Origin of the sequence: Flavobacterium oreochromis (assembly GCF_019565455.1) — a bacterium.
Lineage (GTDB): Bacteria > Bacteroidota > Bacteroidia > Flavobacteriales > Flavobacteriaceae > Flavobacterium > Flavobacterium oreochromis.
Genome location: NZ_CP067377.1, coordinates 1695824 through 1715004, shown reverse-complemented (window position 1 = coordinate 1715004; position 19181 = coordinate 1695824). Strand labels below are relative to the sequence as shown.

Sequence of the window (19181 nt, the reverse complement as noted above, 5' to 3'; positions counted from 1 at the left end):
ATTATTAACAAATAGAGGGGCTTTTAAAGCCCCTCTATTTATTAATAATACACCAGTACTATATATGAATTTATTTCACAATTAATTTAAAGGTCTGTTGATATTTTTGACTGTGTATAATTCCTAAATAGAGTCCTTGAGGAATATTTAGTAAAATTTTATTTTCATTTAAATTCAACTCTGAATCAATAATTTTAGCACCATTCATTTCATATATACTAAAAGAAACTTTTTCTTTTAAATCAGTTGGCAACACTAGATTTAATATTTGACCTATCTTGATTGGATTGGGGTAAATACTTATATTTTTAATTAAGGATACTTCATCCGCTTTTAAAGCGGTATCACTACCTATTACAAATTGACTAAAACTAGTTATATTTAATCCTGAATCAAATTTTAATTTTGTATCTAATCCTGAACCTGAAATACTGTCTGCAATATCTATATGACTTCCCCACGTATTTCCAAAATCATTACTTCCTCGTTTAAAAAGTTTATAATTCATTGGATTCATATCCTGAGTAAAACTATTTATTCCGTAAAATGATATTGATTTAAGAGGAGTAAACACGGTATTTATCCCATAATTATTTACAATTGTATAAAAGTTATAATTTGTACCAATAGAAGGCAATTCATCTGGATTAATATTTCCTTTTGAAACCCAAACATCTCCATTAGGATAAGTTCCTGAAGCAAATTCAAGTGTTAATCCTGTAGAGGTAAAATCTTTAATTCCTGCTGAATTTACATTTATTTTTTCACTAACTCCCTCAAATATTGAAGCTTTAGAGATAGATCGTGAATAACCACTCCCTTTATAAGTAGCATATTTATTTGAATTATTTTTATTAAGTGTAATATTTCCTACAGATTCATTAAACTGATAATAAGCTACTAATCCTGTAAGAATTGGATCTCCCGAAATACTTTTAGTTAAATGCCTCCATTTACGAATTTCATCTATAGTTAAAGCCCTATTCCAAATACAAACTTCATCCATTTCCATATTTGTATAACGATCAGATCTTCCTCTTCCGTACGTTCCTAAAAATAATTGAGTAAAGTTTTCTAAAGACATAGCTGTATTTACCACACTTTCTTTTCCATTAACATAAATCTTTACATTGGTACCATTACTAACTAATGCTACATAAGACCATTGTCCGGCAGGAGCTTGTAAACCTGAGTTCCAACTCCAGGTAGGATGAAATCCTATTGAGTTATTTCCTCCTAAAAAGTTTAATCCAAAGGCATTTGGATCATTTTGTGACATAAAAATAGCGCTATAATCAGGTTGAATACCATTAGGTTTTATCCAACAAGAAAAAGTAAAAGCGTTTTTATTAAGATTTAAATTATCAACTAAAACGTAATCAGCATTTGTATTTCCAGTTAGATTAACTGAATTTCCTGGAATTTTATCAGGATTTGATGTCCCACAAACATTATTAACTTCAATAAAGTTAGGCAAAGTTTGTGTACTGGTTCCGTAAGCATCTGTGATAGTTAATGTAACATTATAAAACCCGTTAGGTGCTCCTGCATAAGAAACAACTGGGTTTTCTTCATTAGACGTTGACGGTGTACCTCCAGGAAAGTTCCATTGCCAAGTTGCAGAAGCATTTCTTATAACGGAATAGTCTTTGAATTTGAGAGTTTCTACTGCTCCACAACTTATTTTATTTGTATTAACTGAAATTAAGGCGTTTGGAGGACTTATTTCATATAAATCATGTTCAAAAGCACCGCGTGATGTACCTATTTTCAGTTTATTTTCATTATAGTTAATGTGCATAAAACGAATTTCACACGTTGGCAATCCGTTTCCTAAGATGGCCCAATTAGACATTGTATTATTGCGATAAAAAACACCTGCTTTATTAGCCACATATACTCCTCCATTTGAACCTCTTTGATAAATGATCTTAGTAATTGGCGAACTTGTTAAAATAGAGTTTGTTAAATTCATCCAAGTAACACCTCCATCTATTGATTTTACAATTTTGCAAGCAGTTTGTACTCCACTGTACGTAACCCAAATTTCATTTGGATTTTCGTCACCTATAGCAATATCTGAAATATTGGTTTGATTTATAGTAGCAGTTAAGCTAGGTGTAATATTAGTCCATGTTAAACCATCATCCGTTGTTTTCCATAATTTATTATTAGACAATCCTTCTACTACAATCATTGTATTAGAGTTTTTAACTGATATTTTTTCTCTAAAAACCTGATTAGTAAAAGTCTTAATTATCCTTACACTTGCTCCATTATCTTCTGTTTTTATTAAAGAATTTTTCCATGTTGCTAAATTAGGGTTTCCATTAGGATACTGTCCTGCATGATGGGTTATAAGTGTATAATACTTATTAGGATGAAATTCCATTTGATTAAAATAACTATAGATTCCACCGTTATCTAGGTAATTAGATTCATTAATTAAAGTATGAGGTCCTGTTCTAAAATATCTATAATTACTATATCCATTACTATAAATATACCTATCATCTAATGGATTTACATCTGTATTTCCTTGGTCTGCTCCTGAACCATTGTACCAATCAAATCCATTGTACGTTTCTTTAATCATTACAGGACCATGATTATTACCTGATGCTACTAAATTACTCTTAAAAGCACTGCCAAATCCCCATAATTCATGATTACTGATACTATTAGTAACAGTTCTTAATGTAGTTCCAAAATCAGTTGATGTTACAGCTTCACCATCGCTACCAAGTAATATGATTCCATTCACAAAATCCGTAGCCCTTAAATCAGTGTGTGTAGCTCCATTTTGTACGGTAAAACTTACTCCATTATCATTAGAATAATGAATTTTATTATTTCCATAACTGCCATAAATAATTTTATTCTCATCCGTTCTATCCATTTGAATATCTCCATGATGTAAAACGGGAGCATGGGCATAAGGATCTCCTACACCTGTAGCAATATTAATACGTGATAATTCAATAACTCCTGTAGTTTTATTAATTTTATATAAATGAACAGCATTATGAGCATAAGCAGAATTACCTGTTCCTACAGCAACATAAATTGAATTTAAATTGTTTTTAGGTGTAAAAATCTTACACCAACCAATAACTTGTCCATTAGCTGATGAATCTAAAGTAATATTTTGTAAAACAGAAAAATTTGCTCCTTGATTAGTAGAACGATAAAGAGAAAAATTATTTCCGTTTGAAAGATTTACAAAATATACATTATTAGGATTATTTGAATCCCATTCTAACATTTCACCATGAATTGAACAATCCCAAATAGAATAATTAGAGAGACCTGTTTGTACAGAATTCCATGTAGTACCTCCATCTATAGTCCTATAAAGAGAGGTCCCCCATCTTGTTATTACGATATCTGGATTTGTTGTAGAAGCTGCAATATCATAAGATGTCCCTGAATAATTAGCAGAAGTCATAGTAGTGGAAGTCCAATTTAATCCACCGTCAACTGATTTTAGTAATCGTTTTGAATTTAAGGCATAAACACGTTGTGAAGAAGCATTACAGACATCAATATCGTTATAAGCAACATCTTCAAAACTACTATCTGTTAATGTCCAATTAATACCTCCATCATTGGTTACCCATAGCCCCCCCTGTAACAAAGGAAACAAACATTTTTTGAGAATTTGTAGGATCTATTCTATTTAAGTAAACATATCCCCCGTGATTTCCTCTTCCTGAATATCCTGTAGTTGCACTATTGACAGGGCCTATTAATTTCCAAGTTCCTACTTGATTAGTTGATGAAATTGCAAAATTAGTACTAATAATAGGTAATTTATTTAAAATAGGCTCTGGCTGAACTATTCCATTATTATCAAGGTAATACAATTTTGATTTTAACCAATCTTCACCAATATTTCGTGTCTTACTTTCTTCCCATTTATGTTTACCAAAATATTTATCATAATTTTGTTTCACATCAAAATAGTTACTTCCTTCTTTTAACTGAGAAAACCAAAACTGTTTCTTATGCTTTACTTCATATTCAAAATCTTCATTTTCTTCATTCTTTTTGTTTAATTTTTGAGTTTGCTGGGCAAAAACAACATAACAACTAAGTAATACACTTAGCAATAAGTACTTTTTGTTCATAAATATAGATTATTCATCATTTGTAGTTGCTACCAAATGTATAAAAAAATCCTCTAGATTTCTGACAACTAACTCTTTATCATACTTAAAATATAGTTTTTCAAGCTCTAAATATTCTTTTTTAATCTTTTTACAGATATTTCCTGCAAAATTTCTAAAAGTTCATTTTCATCATTATAAAATAAGTTATGCCAATCCATTTTGGGATAACTTTTGGGAAATAGTCCTATTTTTCCATTATAAATACAATCTGCTTCAGCACCACTTACTTTTGTTTGACCATATACCTCATCAACCCAATAAAAAGAGGTAGCTTGTTTTATGGGACAAAGTAATATATGTGCCTTTGAAATAACTCGGCTATATTCTTCCCAAGGAATAAACTGATGATAATGTGTAATTGATATATTAGAATGTGAATCTTTTTTTAAAGTTTGTAATTCTTTTAAAACTATATTATTTTCTGGTTTACCTAAAAAGGTAAAATGAAGTTTTGATTTAGGTTGTAATTTTCTAAGTATCCTAAAAATCATATCTACATCTTTACGTTTATTAGATACATTTCCTGGCATTACAATTTGAATAACTTCTTCTTTTGGAAGTATAAATTCTTTACAATAATTTAATTGAATTAACTCTGCTTTATCTAAAAATAATCCTTGTTCTTTTATAGTTTTTAAAGCAGAACTAGAAATTACACCTAACTTTTTAGCTTTAGTAATGATTTTTCGCTTAGTAGCTATCTTTTCTTTCCAATATAGTTTTAAAAAGTAGGTTAGTTTTTCTTTGTCTTTATAAATATTTTTCCAAGAGATGTTTCTAAAAAAAAGACTAAAATTGATATTATGAACTAAACATAAAACTGTTTTTTCTTCAAAAAGTTTTTTATAATCATCATAATTTCGATGCATAGTATTAACCACTACCCCGTCATAAGAATAAAAATTTGTTTGAGCAACAGAATTAATTATTGTCAAATATTGTTCTGGAATAGCTGTTAATTTGTCATATACTTTTTTACAAACAAAAAAATGAAAATCTATATGTTTCATTTCTGTAACTAACAAGTACCATTGTTCAAGCAAAGCTGAATGGGTTTCCATTTCTATAAAAGCAATTTTCTTTTTCAAATCTATTCTGTAGGGTTAAACAAAGTTTTAAGGTTCTTTCGATTTAAAGAGTGTATAGAGCCACTTAAAAGTCGGATAAAGTTGTTCATATTTATCACAAAAATAAAGATATTTGCATACTATTTATAAAAAATGAAATATTACATTGTCATACCTGCCCATAACGAAGAAAAGTTCATTAGTTTAACTTTAGAATCACTCGTTAATCAAACAATATTGCCTAAAAAAGTAGTAATAGTTAATGATAACTCTACTGACAAAACGGGAGAAATTGTTCTTTCTTATATTCAAAAACACCCTTGGATCTCCTTAGTTGAAAAAAAATCAGACGCTATTCATTTACCTGGAAGCAAAGTAATTCAAGCGTTTCAAACAGGATTGAATACGTTAGATGAGGAATACGATATTATGGTAAAAGGTGATTCAGATTTAATTTTTCCTACTAATTATTTCGAAACTATACTCAATCATTTTAAAAGTGATCCTGAGATAGGTATGGCTGGAGGATTTGCCTACATAGAGAAAAATGGTGATTGGATTTTAGAAAATTTAACAGATAAAGACCATATACGTGGTGCTTTTAAAGCTTATAGAAAAGAAACTTTTAAACAAATAGGCGGATTAAAACCGGCTATGGGTTGGGATACTGTAGATGAATTACTTTGTAAGTTCTATAATTGGAAAGTAGTAACTGATGAATCACTACATGTCAAACATTTAAAGCCCACGGGGGCTAATTATAATAAGGCATCACGCTATAAACAAGGGGAGGCTTTTTACAGTTTAGGCTATGGTTTTTTAATCACGGCAATTGCCTCTTTAAAGTTAGCCACGCGCAAAGGTAAAGCTCTTTTGTTTTTAGATTATATTAAAGGTTTTTGGAAAGCTAAAATAGAAAAGAAACCTATGCTGGTAACTTCTGAACAAGCCCAATTTGTAAGGGCTTATCGTTGGAAAAAAATGAAAGAAAAACTTTTTAAATAGTTTAAGTAAACAGTAATTAACGATTGTTCTTAAAAAGAATGATTAAAAAATATTATTTTTACCCCTTCGTTTACTTAACCAAATGCTAAAACTGTAAACTGAGCACTACTTTATGATGTTAGTAAGATACTTATCTCAAATAGGAAGATACTTCTTAATGCTACGAGAGATCTTCAAAAAACCTACCAAATGGTCGGTTATGGAAAATTTAATTTTTAAAGAAATAGATGATTTAATATTTGATTCTTTGGGAATCGTATCTTTCATCTCATTTTTCGTAGGAGGAGTGGTTTCTATCCAGACTGCTTTAAATCTTACAAACCCATTAATTCCTAAATATTTAATTGGTTTTGCTACAAGACAATCCGTTATTCTTGAATTTGCACCTACTTTTATCTCTATCATTATGGCTGGTAAAATGGGATCTTTTATTACCTCTAGTATTGGTACGATGCGTGTTACGGAACAAATTGATGCGTTAGAAGTAATGGGCGTTAATTCTTTAAACTACTTAGTTTTCCCAAAGCTAATAGCTTTATTGCTATACCCTTTTGTTATTGGCTTAAGTATGTTTTTAGGAATATTTGGAGGATGGCTTGCTGCTGTGTACGGAGGATTTGCGACAGCAGATGAATTCATGTCTGGTTTACAGGCTGAATTTATATCTTTTCATGTAGTATATGCTTTCATTAAAACCTTTGTTTTTGCTTTTTTATTAGCTACCATACCTTCATTTCATGGTTACTATATGAAAGGAGGTGCTCTAGAAGTAGGTAAAGCAAGTACTGTATCTTTTGTATGGACTTCTGTAGTCATTATTTTATGTAATTATATTTTAACTCAACTTCTTTTAACGAACTAATCATGATAGAAGTCAATAATGTTAAGAAATCATTTGGTGATCAAATGGTCTTAAAAGGAATCAGTACAACACTAGAAGCAGGGAAGACAAATTTAATTATTGGTCAGTCTGGATCAGGAAAAACAGTATTTCTTAAATCGCTTTTAGGAATCCATAAAGTAGACAGTGGAACAATTTCTTTTGATGGTCGTATTTATGAGGAAATGAGTGATAATGATCGTCGGGATTTACGTACCGAGATTGGGATGGTTTTTCAAGGAAGTGCTTTGTTTGACTCCATGACTGTCGAAGAAAACATAGGGTTCCCACTTAAAATGTTTTCAAATAAATCAAAAAAAGAAATTAAAGAACGGGTAGATTTTGTAATAGAGCGTGTAAAACTTGTGAATGCTCACCATAAAAAACCAAGTGAAATATCAGGAGGTATGCAAAAACGTGTTGCTATTGCTCGTGCTATCGTTAACAACCCTAAATATTTATTTTGTGATGAGCCTAATTCTGGACTTGATCCTAAAACAGCTATTGTAATCGATAATCTTATTCAAGAAATCACAAAAGAATATAATATTACAACTGTTATTAACACCCATGATATGAACTCTGTAATGGAAATAGGAGATAAAATTGTATTCCTTAAAAATGGTCTAAAAGCATGGGAAGGAGATAAAACTCAAATTTTTAAAACAGATAATGAAGCCGTTACTGATTTTGTTTATTCTTCTGAATTATTTAAAAAAGTTAGAGAAGCTGTATTAAAAGAAGAGCTTTAAAATAGGAAAAAGGGGTCCGAAAAGTATAATTTTATTTTTGAGTTTAATCGATAAAGGAAAATTAAATAATTTAGCTCAAAAGAATAGTTATTATTAAAACCACTTAAAATTTAAAAGATGGTTATAAACTTTTCGGACAGCCTCTTTCTCTAAACACACAACGATAAGAAATTAATAGGTAAATATAAATCTTGTATATACGGGATCATGATCTGAAATATCTCCTCCAAAATATTGAGCATTAAAACGACTGGTTGGTGTTATATAATCAGGTTGTTTATGGTTTTTGTCTAATAGTATGTAATCTAATGTATTGTTATAATCTTTAAATCCTTGGTATCTTACTACTGTATTTTGGTTAGAATAGGTACCTCTATCTGTTAGTGGATTAAAAGAATAATTATTTATACCATTTAAGATTGCCTTCATCTTTTGATACTCATCAGTCAAGGTATATTCTACATTCATATCTCCTGCATAAATAACAGGTTCTGAATTAGGAATTTTAAAAGATTCTTTAAAATCTTTCATTTCTTCAAATTGCTTTTCACGTGTTAGTCTACCAGGAAAACCAGGTTGTTCAGAAGCAGTATGAGTTCCCATTATATGATATTTTTTTCCATTTTTTTGAACTATAGCATATACTACCCCTCTATTGGTTAATCCTTCTGGTGAATTAATTCTATTTTTAAATACTAATTGATATTTTTTTAGAATAGGATATTTACTTAGGATAATAACTCCTCCATTAATATGAAAAAGCGTATTACCACAATCCCCATAATAACCATCCCAATCATTAGGATATAAAAGAGTTCCTTTACTACTTGTACAATAAAGACCTAATAAAGAAGTCATATAGGGATAAACCGTTTTTATTTTAGCTAAAAAATCATCGCTAAAACGAGCATTAAAACCTTCTTGAATGACTAAAACATCAGGAGTTTCATTTCCTAAATTTGAGATATACTTTTGTAATTCAATGGCTCTCTCTTTACTCTTATATTGAGCTAAAACACTGGGTATTTGATACACATTATAACTCATTACAGAAAATGTTTCAGAAGAGCTAATAAGCCTTTGGGCTGGCATTTCAGAGTTTTCAAGTAAAAATACATTTTCATCTGAGCAAGATACGATGCCTAGAAGACCTAATAAAAATAATAGTTTTTTCATGTTTTAATTTTTGAACAAAACTATATGACTTAGATTAGGAAATTCTTAATTTAAATTTATCTATTATTATATAAATGTTTAAATAATTTATTCACATATTAAGTAAACAATAACATTTTAAGAAAAGGTAAGTGTTTTTTATAAAGGAATTTTATAAAATATAAAAAATAAAGAAGGCTGTCTAAAAATACAAAACCATACGGTGTAGTCCATCAAAGATTAAGACCAACTTTTAATTTTTCAGACAACCTCTTTATAAATAAGTATGTTTTTTAAGAAGGTAAATTTGCTACTACAGTTTTTATATCCTGCTCTTTATTTTTAGGATATATTAATAACACATCATCTTTGTCTACTACTATATAATCTTTTAATCCGTCTATTACTACCAGTTTTTTTCCTTCTGTACGAATAATATTATTATTTGCATTTTCTAGATATACAGTAGCATTTACAACTGCATTATCTTGTTCATCTTTAGGAAGTTTATCATATAATGATCCCCAAGTTCCTAAATCATTCCAATCAAAAGTGGCAGGTAAAACAAATACATTTTGTGCTTTTTCTAAAATAGCATAATCTACAGAAATATTTTGAGCTAATGGATAATTATTCAAAATAAAAGCTGCTTCTTTTTCAGTATTATACATTTCATATCCATTCATAAAATGGGTGTACATAGTAGGTTGAAATTCTTCAAATGCTTTTAAAACACTTTTTACGCTCCAGACAAAAATACCTGCATTCCATAAGAAATTTCTACTTTGTATAAACTTACGAGCTGTTGCATAATCTGGTTTTTCTCTAAATTGCTTAACCTTTTTTATCGGTCGTGAATCTAATTTATCATACTCAATATACCCATAACCTGTATTAGGGAATGTAGGTAAAATACCTAAAGTCATTAAGTTTTCATCACGTTCACAAAAATCAAAGGCATGTTGTAAATTAGCACAGAATTGAACTTCATCTTCAATCCAATGATCAGATGGTGCTACAACAACTACTGCATTAGGATTTTCTTTTTTTATTTTAAGAGTCGCATATAAAATACAAGGTGCTGTATTACGCATGGCAGGCTCTAAAACAACTTGCTCCTGCTTAACTCCAGGTAATTGTTCTAAAACTATGTCATTATAACTTTCATTAGTTAGTATCAAAATATTTTCCTTAGGTATAATTTGTGAAAGCCTTGAAAACGTTTTTTGAATAAGAGTTTCACCTGTTCCTAACATATCATGAAACTGTTTAGGAAATTCTACAGTAGATACAGGCCAAAAACGAGAACCAACTCCACCAGCCATTATAATTGCGTAATAATTTTTGTTCATAGGTTTTAAAAGTAACAAAGTGCGAAGTTACAAAGATTAAAATTAATTTGGCAACAACTCCACTTCAGCATTGGGGTTAAACAAATAAGTTTTTCCAGTACTTAACTCTAAGCATTCAAAGCGTTTTGTACGAAGGGCTATTTTTTTAAAAATTTTACCATTATGAATTCTAAACAGACTTCCAAAAGGAATTTCAAACACATAATGTTTATCATTTTCTGGATCAAATTGTTTGAGCGCTAAAGCTAGGGTAGCATCAGTATCGCTACTGGCTTTTGGATTACGAAAATGCCTTGCTATTAATGATAATAATGAAGGAGGAAATATTTCTGGACGAATAAAAGGAACCATCAATTTTTGAAATGTATGCTTCCACTCTTCTCCATGAGGTTTTATATTTCGCCCATATTTTTCAAATGCAACTAAATGGGCTATCTCATGAATAAGTGTAATTAGAAAACGATATTCATTTTGAGAATAATTAACTGTTATAATATGTCTACCATTACTTTCTCGTCTATAATCTCCATGACGGGTTACCCTTTCATTTACAATTTTTAAATGTACATGATTCGTTTTGATTAATTCAAAACATAAAGGAACAGAATGTTCAGGCAAGTATTTATAGAGAACTTCTTGCATTACTTATCATTCTTGCTTTTTAGATTAAAATTTAATTTTACTATAACTTTCATATAAATTTTATAATCCGAACTCTACTCTTTCAGTTATTAAATTCTTTCAAACAACTGATTTTTTTCTGTTATTAACTTCTCTTTTTAATTATGTTCTATCTTGTTAAAGACTCGTTTTCGTTAAAACTTTATTAGGTTCACAATAAAGATCATCTCCTCTTTTATATTCTTTTTAAGGTGTAGTAGATGACACTTGTAAAACTTTTCCATTATAATATTTATTTCCATTTAAAGAAAAATCAAAAATATAGTTTGCCATTTCAGATGCATTAATAGGAGCTTGGTAACCAGGGAAAGCTTCTTGTAACATTTCAGTTTGTACCGCTCCTAAAGCAAGAACATTAAAAGCAATTCCTTTTTCTTTGTATTCTTCTGCTAATAATTCAGACAAAGTGATAACTGCTCCTTTACTTGAACTATAGGCTGAAAGTCCTGGAAATTTCAGACTTCCTTGTATTCCTCCCATAGAACTAATGGTTATAACATGGCTTCCTTTTTTAAGATAAGGAATACAAATACGAGTTAATGCAGCAACTCCAAAAACGTTTACTTTGTAAACATTTTCAAATTGAGCTGAAGTAATTTGTTCAAAGGGTTTATGTAATAAACTTCCTGCATTATGAATTATGATATCTACTTGTTTCCATGATTTTTCTAAAAAATTTTCAACTTGTCTTAATTCTTCTTCAACAGCTAAATCAAGGGCTAAACAGGTAATGTTTTTATTATCTATTAAAGTCTGCTGTGTTTTACGTGAAATAGCTAATACTTGGTGTCCCGCATTAGCAAATTGCAATGCTAACTCATAGCCTATTCCCCTAGAAGTTCCTGTTATTATAATATTTTTATTTTTCATCTAACTTAATTTCTTTTGTAGCTGCATTAATCATTTTTTCAAGTATAATTTTAGTCTTTTCGGTTACTTTTTGAATATGAGGTATATCCATTTTTTCAAATTCATCTTTTACATGATGGTAAAATTTATAGTTTTCAAAATCAAAAGTAGAGATGGTATGTGCTGGAATATGATACTCTTCGTAAAAAGGATAATTATCTGATGCTTTAAAAAGTTGATATCTACTTTCAACAGGAAGATAACCTACCCATTTTTCACCAGCATATTCATTCATTTTTTTAGCCATATTTGATTTCGTAATACCAGTCATATAAACTAACATTTCTTTCTTATTCATAGGAACTCCTATCATTTCAAAATTGAACATAAAATAAATATCAATTCCTGCATTTTTCATTTTTTTGCTAAATGACGTGATCCTAACAATCCTTTTTCTTCTGCTGTAAACAAAGCAAAAATAATAGATCGTTTGTTATTTTTTTTTCTGAAAAATAGTTTATCATTTCTAACACGGCTGTAGTACCAACTGCATTATCATTCGCTCCATTAGCTATTATATCACCTTCTACTTCTGTAGCATTACCTATATGATCATAATGAGCACCAATAACTACATATTCATTTTTCAAAATAGAATCATTTCCTTGTACAACTCCAACGATATTATAAGCTGGCTTATGATAATCAGACAATCTATCTCTATAGGTCTTATAGAATGGTTTTACTTGATTCTCTTTAAATTGATTTTCTAAAAACATCATTACTCTTTCCATTTCAGGAGTACCTGGTTCTCGTCCTTTATTTACATCTGAAGTTAAAAATTGTAATGTTCTTTCAATTCTTCTATTTTTTTGACTTTCTGTTTGTTGAGCACTCAGATTAATAAAGGAGCTAACTAACAATATGGCTATTAATTTATATACATTCATATTATCCAATTATTTTAAAACTTGTCCTTCTTTATTTGCAATCCATTGTAATTCTACATCTAAATGATTCTGATAGTCTTCTTTTTAGGACTTAAAATAATTTCAGGCATCACACCTCTTCCTTTTATAGGCGATTTTTTAATTACTCCTATTTCCATCATACCTACTCTAAATTTTAACTTAGAATAGGGCAATGTTAAAACAGGGAGTGTTCCTGCTACTGTACTATTAAAAGCCCCTCCTGTTTCTTCTCCTACAAATATGCCTCTTTTTATGTTTTGTAAATTGGCTGAAAGAACACTAGATGCCGAAAAACTTCCTCCATCTATAAGTACATATAATTTCCCTTGATAATTATTATCCTTTGGTTGTAATCTATTAGTTAATTTTGATTTTTGATAATAAAACCCTCTGGGTGATTTTTTTATCGAAAATAAATTTCTAATAGCATATGGAACTATTATAGGTCCTAATGAAATAAGAATTCCTTTTGGAACGTTACGAAACATATTGGTTGTCAAACTTGTTCGATTTGTCACTTTTAGTGTATCGACAAAATTCACAAAATCGGGACTAATATACGTAAATAAATTCTGAATTTCTTCTATGCTTCCCCCTCCATTATTCCGTAAATCAAGTACTAAGGTATTTATTTTTTTAGTATTAATTTCCTTAAATAGAATTTGATAAGCCTTTAACTGTTTCCCTCCAACAAACTTTTTTATACGTAATACGGCAAATGAAGAGTCTTTTGCTGGATAAAGTAATTGTCTTGTAAATTCTTTTTTATTTCATCATATCCAAAAATTGTTTTTTTTATCTCCAATTGCCTTTCTTTTAACAACTTAGCCTCTTTTTGTCTTTTAGAAACTTTTTTTATCGAATCTATAGGCTTTTTTGCAATTTCTTTTTTAAATCCCTTTGTTAATGCAACTCTTGTTAAGAGTTTTTTATATACACTGTCTTTATATAAAAGATCTACTTGTATACTATCTGTAACTATCTTTTCTAATTTAAAATAATGAACAACTTTATTAGCAAAGGCTCGATTATAATACGTCTGATTATAACCATCAGAAGCTTCAGTTCCTGCATATTTGGTAAATAAAAATTGAGGTGTTATTCCTTGAATGCTTTTAACAACAGTTCCTACTTTTATAGTAGGATCTTTAGAATAATTTTGTGTAATAATTAATTCATTATTTATATAAGAAAAACTAAATAACGATAATGGATAAACTCCTCTCTTTTTTAAGACTTTTAATTTATTTGAGTCAATTTGTTTATATAAAGGTTGTATAATTGTATGACCTTGTCTTACACTTGCTACCACTTTACTAATTCCTAAATAAAATTCATTAGGCTTTAAAGGTTCTTTAATAGAACGTTTTAAACTATCAAATTTAAATTTCAAATCTTTTGAGGAAATATACAAATCTAAAGATGGATGAAGTTTAAATAATTTATACTGTACAAAATCTATATCCTTATGTATTTTTTTTACAGACAAAGGCGTATCTATATGTTGATTTATTTTTTGTACAGATTGACAATTTTGAAATAATATAAATATTAATCCTAAAATTAGATTTTTTATCTTTTTAACCATTTTATAGCAGTATTATTTACAGTGAATTATGATACAATCTATTTCTTTTTTGAATACCTTTTTATAGGTTATATCTTTAAATAAAAAAATCCCGAATGTTTTTCAACTCTCGGGATTTTAATTTATTATTATTTATAATTCTTAAGCTAACATCGTCACTGGATTTTCCATATAAGCTTTGAAAGTCTGTAAAAACTGAGCTCCTGTAGCACCATCTACTGTTCTATGATCACATGCTAAAGTAACTGTCATAGTATTACCTATTACAATTTGTCCATTTTTAACAACTGGTTTTTCAATAATAGCTCCAACTGATAAAATGGCTGAATTAGGTTGATTAATAATAGAAGTAAAAGATTGAATACCAAACATACCTAAGTTAGAAATAGTGAAAGTACTTCCTTCCATTTCACTAGGCAATATTTTTTTACTTTTGCTCTTCCTGCCATATCTTTTACTGATGTTCCTATTTGAGATAAAGTCATCTGATCAGCAAATTTCAAGACTGGAACTACTAAACCATCTTCTACAGCTACTGCAACACCAATATTCACATGATGATTTAAGATCATAGCCTCTTCTCTCCATTGTGAATTTACCTGTGGGTGTTTTTTTAATGCCATAGCTGAAGCTTTAATTACCATATCATTAAATGAAACTTTGGTATTAGGCAAATTATTAATCATGGATCTAGATGCCATTGCATTATCCATATCCAATTCGATTGTTAAATAATAATGAGGTGCCGTAAATTTAGATTCTGATAAACGTTTTGCAATTACTTTACGCATTTGCGAGTTTTTCACTTCTTCTTGATATACTTCGCCTGCTGGTACAAAAGGTTTTACTGCTGCTACAGCTGTTACAGCTTCAACTACTGGGTCAGCTACATTAGTAGTAGTAACTACAGGAACTTGATCTACTAAAGGATTATATCTTTCAACATCTGCTTTAGTAATACGTCCATTTTCTCCTGTACCTTTTACATTAGTTAAATTAATTCCTTTTTCTTGTGCTATTTTTTTAGCTAAAGGAGAAGCAAAAATCCTTCCAATTGTGTTTAAAATTTCTACTTGAGTACTTAATGAAACAGGTTCTACTTTTGATTCAACAATTACCTCTGTTTTAGGAGCGTCAACTGTACCTTCAACTGAGAAATTAGCCAGAACGGCTGAAACATCTGTTCCTGCTGGACCTAAAATTGCTAAAATACTATCCACTGGAGCTGAATCTCCCGCTTTAAGACCTATGTATAATAAAGTACCTGAATTGAATGATTCAAATTCCATAGTAGCTTTATCCGTTTCTATTTCAGCTAAAATATCTCCTTCTTTTACGGTATCTCCAACATTCTTTAACCAACTTGCTACCGTACCTGTTGTCATGGTATCACTTAAACGAGGCATAGTAACCACTTTTACTCCTGCTGGTATTTCAGCCGCAACATTTACTACAGGTGATTCTACTTTCACTTCTGTAGTTGTTGGTATTTCATTATTAGAAATACTTCCATTTAATAAGGCAGAAATATCTTCCCCTTCTTGACCGATAATTGCTAATAATGAATCTATGGGAGCTGTTTGACCTGCTTCAATTCCTATATGTAATAATACCCCTGAATTAAAAGATTCAAACTCCATAGTGGCTTTATCTGTTTCAATTTCAGCCAATATATCTCCTTCTTTAATTTTATCTCCCACTTTTTTAAGCCATGTTGCCACAGTCCCTTCGGTCATGGTATCGCTCAAACGAGGCATGGTAACTACTATCGCCATATTTCTTTATAATTTATGAGGTAAAAATGGATAATTTTCTTGTTCGTATACTACATCGTATAACTGTTCAACTGTTGGGAATGGTGATTCTTCTGCAAATTTTTCGCACTCAGCAACTAAATCTGCTACACGTTGATCAATCACTTCAATTTCGGCTTCTGTAGCATATCCTTCTGCCTTAATTATATCTAAAACTTGAATAATAGGGTCTATCTTTTTATATTCTTCTACTTCTTCTTTTGTTCTATACAATTGTGCATCAGACATTGAATGTCCTCTATAACGATATGTTTTCATTTCTAAGAAAGTAGGTCCATCTCCACGACGTGCTCTATCAATTGCTTCGTGCATAGCTTCTGCTACTTTCACAGGATTCATACCATCTACTGGACCACAAGGCATTTCATATCCTAATCCTAATTTCCAAATATCTGTATGATTTGCAGTTCTTTCCACAGACGTTCCCATAGCATACCCATTGTTTTCAACAATAAAAACTACTGGTAATTTCCAATTCATTGCCATATTAAAGGCTTCATGCAAAGATCCTTGACGTGCTGCTCCATCACCAAAATAAGTTAATGTAACTCCATCACGTCCAAAATACTTATCTGCAAAAGCAATACCTGCACCTACTGGTATTTGAGCTCCCACAATACCGTGACCTCCATAAAAGCCATGTTCCTTATCAAAAATGTGCATAGAGCCTCCCATCCCTTTAGATGTTCCAGTCACTTTTCCTAATAACTCAGCCATTACTTTACGAGGATCTGTACCCATACCTATTGGCTGTGCATGATTACGATATGCTGTAATCATTTTATCTTTAGACAAATCCATAGCATGCAAAGCGCCTGCTAATACTGCTTCTTGTCCATTATATAAATGCAAAAATCCTCTAACTTTTTGTTGAATATACAAGGCAGCAAGTTTATCTTCAAACTTTCTCCAGAACTGCATGTCTTCGTACCACTTAAGGTAGACTTCTTTTGTAATTGGTTTCATATCTAGCTTCTATTTGCTTTATAATTATACATTCATTAGCCTAATAAGCTAATAACTAAAGCATATTTTTTTCTAATTAGTACACAAATTGATTTTAAAATCATTTTATGCACTGCAAAAGTATAACTTTCCTAGTAAGTACTAAAATTTAATAGGTAATTTTTAAATCATAAGAATTTTTTATCAAAAGTAAGTGGTAATAGATTTTGTATAGAATCTGATTTATACACTTCTCCTGTTTCACCCATAAAATAAATTTCAATAGATTCTTCTTGTTTATACTCATATTCAAAAATAGATTGTCTACAAGCTCCACACGGAGGTATAGGTTTATCTGTCACTGATAAAGTAGAACCTGCTGTAATAGCCATTTTTAAAATTTTAGCATTCGGATACTGAGCACCCGCATAAAAAATAGCAACCCTTTCAGCACATAAACCAGAAGGATAAGCTGCATTTTCTTGGTTAGATCCTGTTATAATTTGTCCATTATCTAATAAAAGAGCAGCTCCAACATTAAATTTAGAATAAGGGGCATATGCCTGTATTCGAGCTTCAATGGCTTTTTGCATTAATGTTTTCACTTCCTCCGATAACTCAGCCACTGAATTATAAATACTCAGTTTTGTGTCAATTTTAATTTCTCTCATCATAAATGTTAAGGGAAAAAAATCCAAATTTCATTTTACTGAAATTTGGATTCATAATTAATAATTTATTTTTTTAATATTTATCGTAATCATCACCAAAATTAATAGTCAATGAAAAACGCAATGTGTTTTCTAATGGATTTTTACGTTAGACATTGAGAATAAATAGGAAACATCAACTTTTAACGACGAATATTTGAAACCTGCTCCTATTGTAGCAAATTTTCTAGCTCCTTTTATAGCACTTTCATTAAAGTACCCCCCTCTAAAAGCAAAAGAGTCTTGATACCAATATTCTAATCCTGCTGCCCAAGTAGTTTCTTTAAGTTCTTCGCTAAAACCTCCTGGTGCATCACCAAAAGATTTAAACATACCTGAAACCCAACCAGTACTATTATATTGATTAACAGCATCACGATAAGTTTGTTGCTCTGAAGGATCTAAAATTCCATTTCCATTACCATCAATAGCCGTTTTAGGTGTTGGCACTAATAATTTATTAAATTCTAAAGTAGTAGTTAACTTATTATAGTCATCAAAAATAAAATCAAACCCTCCTCCTAAACGTAAATTAGCTGGTAAAAAGTTAGAACTACGTTCTACATCTGAATCATATGAAATCTTAGGTCCCATATTCTGGATATTAAAACCAGCTCTCCATCTACCATTAAATTTATCATAAGCAATTTCAGATGATTCATAGTATCCTGCCACATCTACTGCAAAAGTTTGTGCTGATTTAGCATCATTTGTACTTGTAGGAATTTTTAGATTAGAGCGAATATATCTTCCTGCAACACCCATTGAAAACCTATCACTCAATTGTAATGAATAAGATCCATCTAACGCTAACTCATTAGGATTAACGCTTCCTGTTTGAACTCCTATCTCATTTCTTAATTCAATTTGACCTAATCCAAAATAACGAAATCCAACACCAAAAGCACTTCTTTCATTAAATCTATTAAAATAAGTAAGTTGCCCTAAAGACATATCATTCACTAACTCAGTCAAATAAGGTGTATAACTTAAAGAGACTCCTTGCTTTTTTAACGAAAAAGCATACTTAGCAGGATTATATTGTTGTGAAAAAGCATCAGGTGAAGTTGCTACCCCCATATCTCCCATAGATGCGGCTCTCGCATCAGCAGCTATCTGCAAAAATGGCACTGCAGTAGTTATCACTCTGTTATCACTCTGAAACTGAGCAAATGCACTCACTCCAGTAAAAATCCCGATTAATATTAAACTAACTTTCTTCATTGGAACAAATAAAATG

Annotated in this window: 16 protein-coding genes and 3 pseudogenes; 3 read left to right on the top strand and 16 right to left on the bottom strand. The window is 30.2% G+C overall.

The window, feature by feature from the left end; genetic code table 11:
- Nucleotides 1-70 precede the first annotated feature (70 nt).
- From JJC03_RS08185 to JJC03_RS08175, 3 genes are all read right to left on the bottom strand, one after another.
- Entirely contained in the window at nt 71-3637 is a 3567-nt protein-coding gene (locus JJC03_RS08185) for a LamG-like jellyroll fold domain-containing protein (RefSeq protein ID WP_235874300.1), read from the bottom strand.
- Complete coding sequence (locus JJC03_RS08180; RefSeq protein WP_235874299.1) at nt 3606-4130, bottom strand: hypothetical protein; 525 nt, start codon at nt 4128-4130, stop codon at nt 3606-3608. The genes JJC03_RS08185 and JJC03_RS08180 overlap by 32 nt, the downstream gene beginning before the upstream one ends.
- Before the next feature lie 107 nt (nt 4131-4237).
- Nucleotides 4238-5260 (bottom strand): glycosyltransferase family protein, encoded by a 1023-nt coding sequence (locus JJC03_RS08175; RefSeq protein ID WP_235874298.1) that lies wholly within the window; start codon nt 5258-5260, stop codon nt 4238-4240.
- Nucleotides 5261-5392: 132 nt separating this feature from the next.
- On the opposite strand from JJC03_RS08175, the gene JJC03_RS08170 reads away from it, so the two are divergent.
- From JJC03_RS08170 to JJC03_RS08160, 3 genes are all read left to right on the top strand, one after another.
- Nucleotides 5393-6244 carry a glycosyltransferase family 2 protein gene (locus JJC03_RS08170; protein ID WP_088445033.1) on the top strand — a complete coding sequence of 284 codons (852 nt, stop codon included), beginning with the start codon at nt 5393-5395 and terminating at the stop codon, nt 6242-6244.
- Nucleotides 6245-6356: 112 nt separating this feature from the next.
- Nucleotides 6357-7106 carry an MlaE family ABC transporter permease gene (locus tag JJC03_RS08165; RefSeq protein WP_060383002.1) on the top strand — a complete coding sequence of 250 codons (750 nt, stop codon included), beginning with the start codon at nt 6357-6359 and terminating at the stop codon, nt 7104-7106.
- A gap of 2 nt (nt 7107-7108) precedes the next feature.
- Nucleotides 7109-7876: an ABC transporter ATP-binding protein gene (locus JJC03_RS08160; RefSeq protein ID WP_060383003.1), complete on the top strand. Its 768-nt coding sequence runs from the start codon at nt 7109-7111 to the stop codon at nt 7874-7876.
- Between the two features lie 171 nt (nt 7877-8047).
- Here the strand turns inward: JJC03_RS08160 and JJC03_RS08155 are convergent, their stop codons facing one another.
- The 13 genes and pseudogenes from JJC03_RS08155 to porV all read right to left on the bottom strand — a co-directional run bounded on the left by JJC03_RS08155 (nt 8048) and on the right by porV (nt 19165).
- A complete protein-coding gene (locus JJC03_RS08155; protein ID WP_088399395.1) occupies nt 8048-9052 on the bottom strand; it encodes a sphingomyelin phosphodiesterase in 1005 nt (334 codons plus the stop codon).
- Between the two features lie 272 nt (nt 9053-9324).
- Entirely contained in the window at nt 9325-10383 is a 1059-nt protein-coding gene (locus tag JJC03_RS08150) for a mannose-1-phosphate guanylyltransferase (RefSeq protein WP_060383005.1), read from the bottom strand.
- Nucleotides 10384-10425: 42 nt separating this feature from the next.
- Nucleotides 10426-11025, bottom strand: a complete 600-nt coding sequence (locus JJC03_RS08145) for a SprT-like domain-containing protein (protein ID WP_060383006.1) — start codon at nt 11023-11025, stop codon at nt 10426-10428.
- Between the two features lie 225 nt (nt 11026-11250).
- A complete protein-coding gene (locus tag JJC03_RS08140; RefSeq protein WP_088399397.1) occupies nt 11251-11934 on the bottom strand; it encodes an SDR family NAD(P)-dependent oxidoreductase in 684 nt (227 codons plus the stop codon).
- The gene (locus JJC03_RS17650) at nt 11924-12331 is read right to left on the bottom strand and encodes a M28 family metallopeptidase (protein ID WP_258932559.1); all 408 of its coding nucleotides are present in this window, start codon (nt 12329-12331) and stop codon (nt 11924-11926) included. Before JJC03_RS17650 ends, JJC03_RS08140 begins: the two co-directional genes overlap by 11 nt.
- On the bottom strand, nt 12328-12384 hold the full coding sequence (locus tag JJC03_RS17645; RefSeq protein ID WP_258932600.1) for a hypothetical protein: 57 nt from the start codon (nt 12382-12384) through the stop codon (nt 12328-12330). The genes JJC03_RS17650 and JJC03_RS17645 overlap by 4 nt, the downstream gene beginning before the upstream one ends.
- A 122-nt stretch (nt 12385-12506) precedes the next feature.
- Nucleotides 12507-12692, bottom strand: a pseudogene (locus tag JJC03_RS17640) (peptidase M28); the annotation flags it as partial.
- Nucleotides 12693-12922: 230 nt separating this feature from the next.
- The gene (locus JJC03_RS08130; RefSeq protein ID WP_258932599.1) at nt 12923-13546 is read right to left on the bottom strand and encodes a S41 family peptidase; all 624 of its coding nucleotides are present in this window, start codon (nt 13544-13546) and stop codon (nt 12923-12925) included.
- 38 nt (nt 13547-13584) lie between these two features.
- Nucleotides 13585-14472 (bottom strand): hypothetical protein, encoded by an 888-nt coding sequence (locus JJC03_RS08125; RefSeq protein ID WP_235874297.1) that lies wholly within the window; start codon nt 14470-14472, stop codon nt 13585-13587.
- A 141-nt stretch (nt 14473-14613) separates the two neighbouring features.
- Nucleotides 14614-16247: pseudogene (locus JJC03_RS08120) on the bottom strand (dihydrolipoyl dehydrogenase family protein).
- Between the two features lie 6 nt (nt 16248-16253).
- Complete coding sequence (gene pdhA / locus JJC03_RS08115) at nt 16254-17252, bottom strand: pyruvate dehydrogenase (acetyl-transferring) E1 component subunit alpha (protein WP_088399405.1); 999 nt, start codon at nt 17250-17252, stop codon at nt 16254-16256.
- A gap of 167 nt (nt 17253-17419) precedes the next feature.
- Entirely contained in the window at nt 17420-17902 is a 483-nt protein-coding gene (cdd, locus tag JJC03_RS08110) for a cytidine deaminase (RefSeq protein ID WP_088399417.1), read from the bottom strand.
- Nucleotides 17903-17975: 73 nt separating this feature from the next.
- Nucleotides 17976-19165, bottom strand: a pseudogene (porV, locus tag JJC03_RS08105) (type IX secretion system outer membrane channel protein PorV).
- Nucleotides 19166-19181: the final 16 nt, after the last annotated feature.

Bases quoted from the DNA above. Each gene is read 5' to 3' on its own strand.
- JJC03_RS08180 (WP_235874299.1), bottom strand. From the start codon at position 4,130: ATGAACAAAAAGTACTTATTGCTAAGTGTATTACTTAGTTGTTATGTT.
- JJC03_RS08170 (WP_088445033.1), top strand. From the start codon at position 5,393: ATGAAATATTACATTGTCATACCTGCCCATAACGAAGAAAAGTTCATT.
- JJC03_RS08165 (WP_060383002.1), top strand. From the start codon at position 6,357: ATGATGTTAGTAAGATACTTATCTCAAATAGGAAGATACTTCTTAATG.
- JJC03_RS08160 (WP_060383003.1), top strand. From the start codon at position 7,109: ATGATAGAAGTCAATAATGTTAAGAAATCATTTGGTGATCAAATGGTC.
- JJC03_RS08155 (WP_088399395.1), bottom strand. From the start codon at position 9,052: ATGAAAAAACTATTATTTTTATTAGGTCTTCTAGGCATCGTATCTTGC.
- JJC03_RS08150 (WP_060383005.1), bottom strand. From the start codon at position 10,383: ATGAACAAAAATTATTACGCAATTATAATGGCTGGTGGAGTTGGTTCT.
- JJC03_RS08145 (WP_060383006.1), bottom strand. From the start codon at position 11,025: ATGCAAGAAGTTCTCTATAAATACTTGCCTGAACATTCTGTTCCTTTA.
- JJC03_RS08140 (WP_088399397.1), bottom strand. From the start codon at position 11,934: ATGAAAAATAAAAATATTATAATAACAGGAACTTCTAGGGGAATAGGC.
- JJC03_RS17650 (WP_258932559.1), bottom strand. From the start codon at position 12,331: ATGAAAAATGCAGGAATTGATATTTATTTTATGTTCAATTTTGAAATG.
- JJC03_RS08125 (WP_235874297.1), bottom strand. From the start codon at position 14,472: ATGGTTAAAAAGATAAAAAATCTAATTTTAGGATTAATATTTATATTA.
- pdhA (WP_088399405.1), bottom strand. From the start codon at position 17,252: ATGAAACCAATTACAAAAGAAGTCTACCTTAAGTGGTACGAAGACATG.
- cdd (WP_088399417.1), bottom strand. From the start codon at position 17,902: ATGAGAGAAATTAAAATTGACACAAAACTGAGTATTTATAATTCAGTG.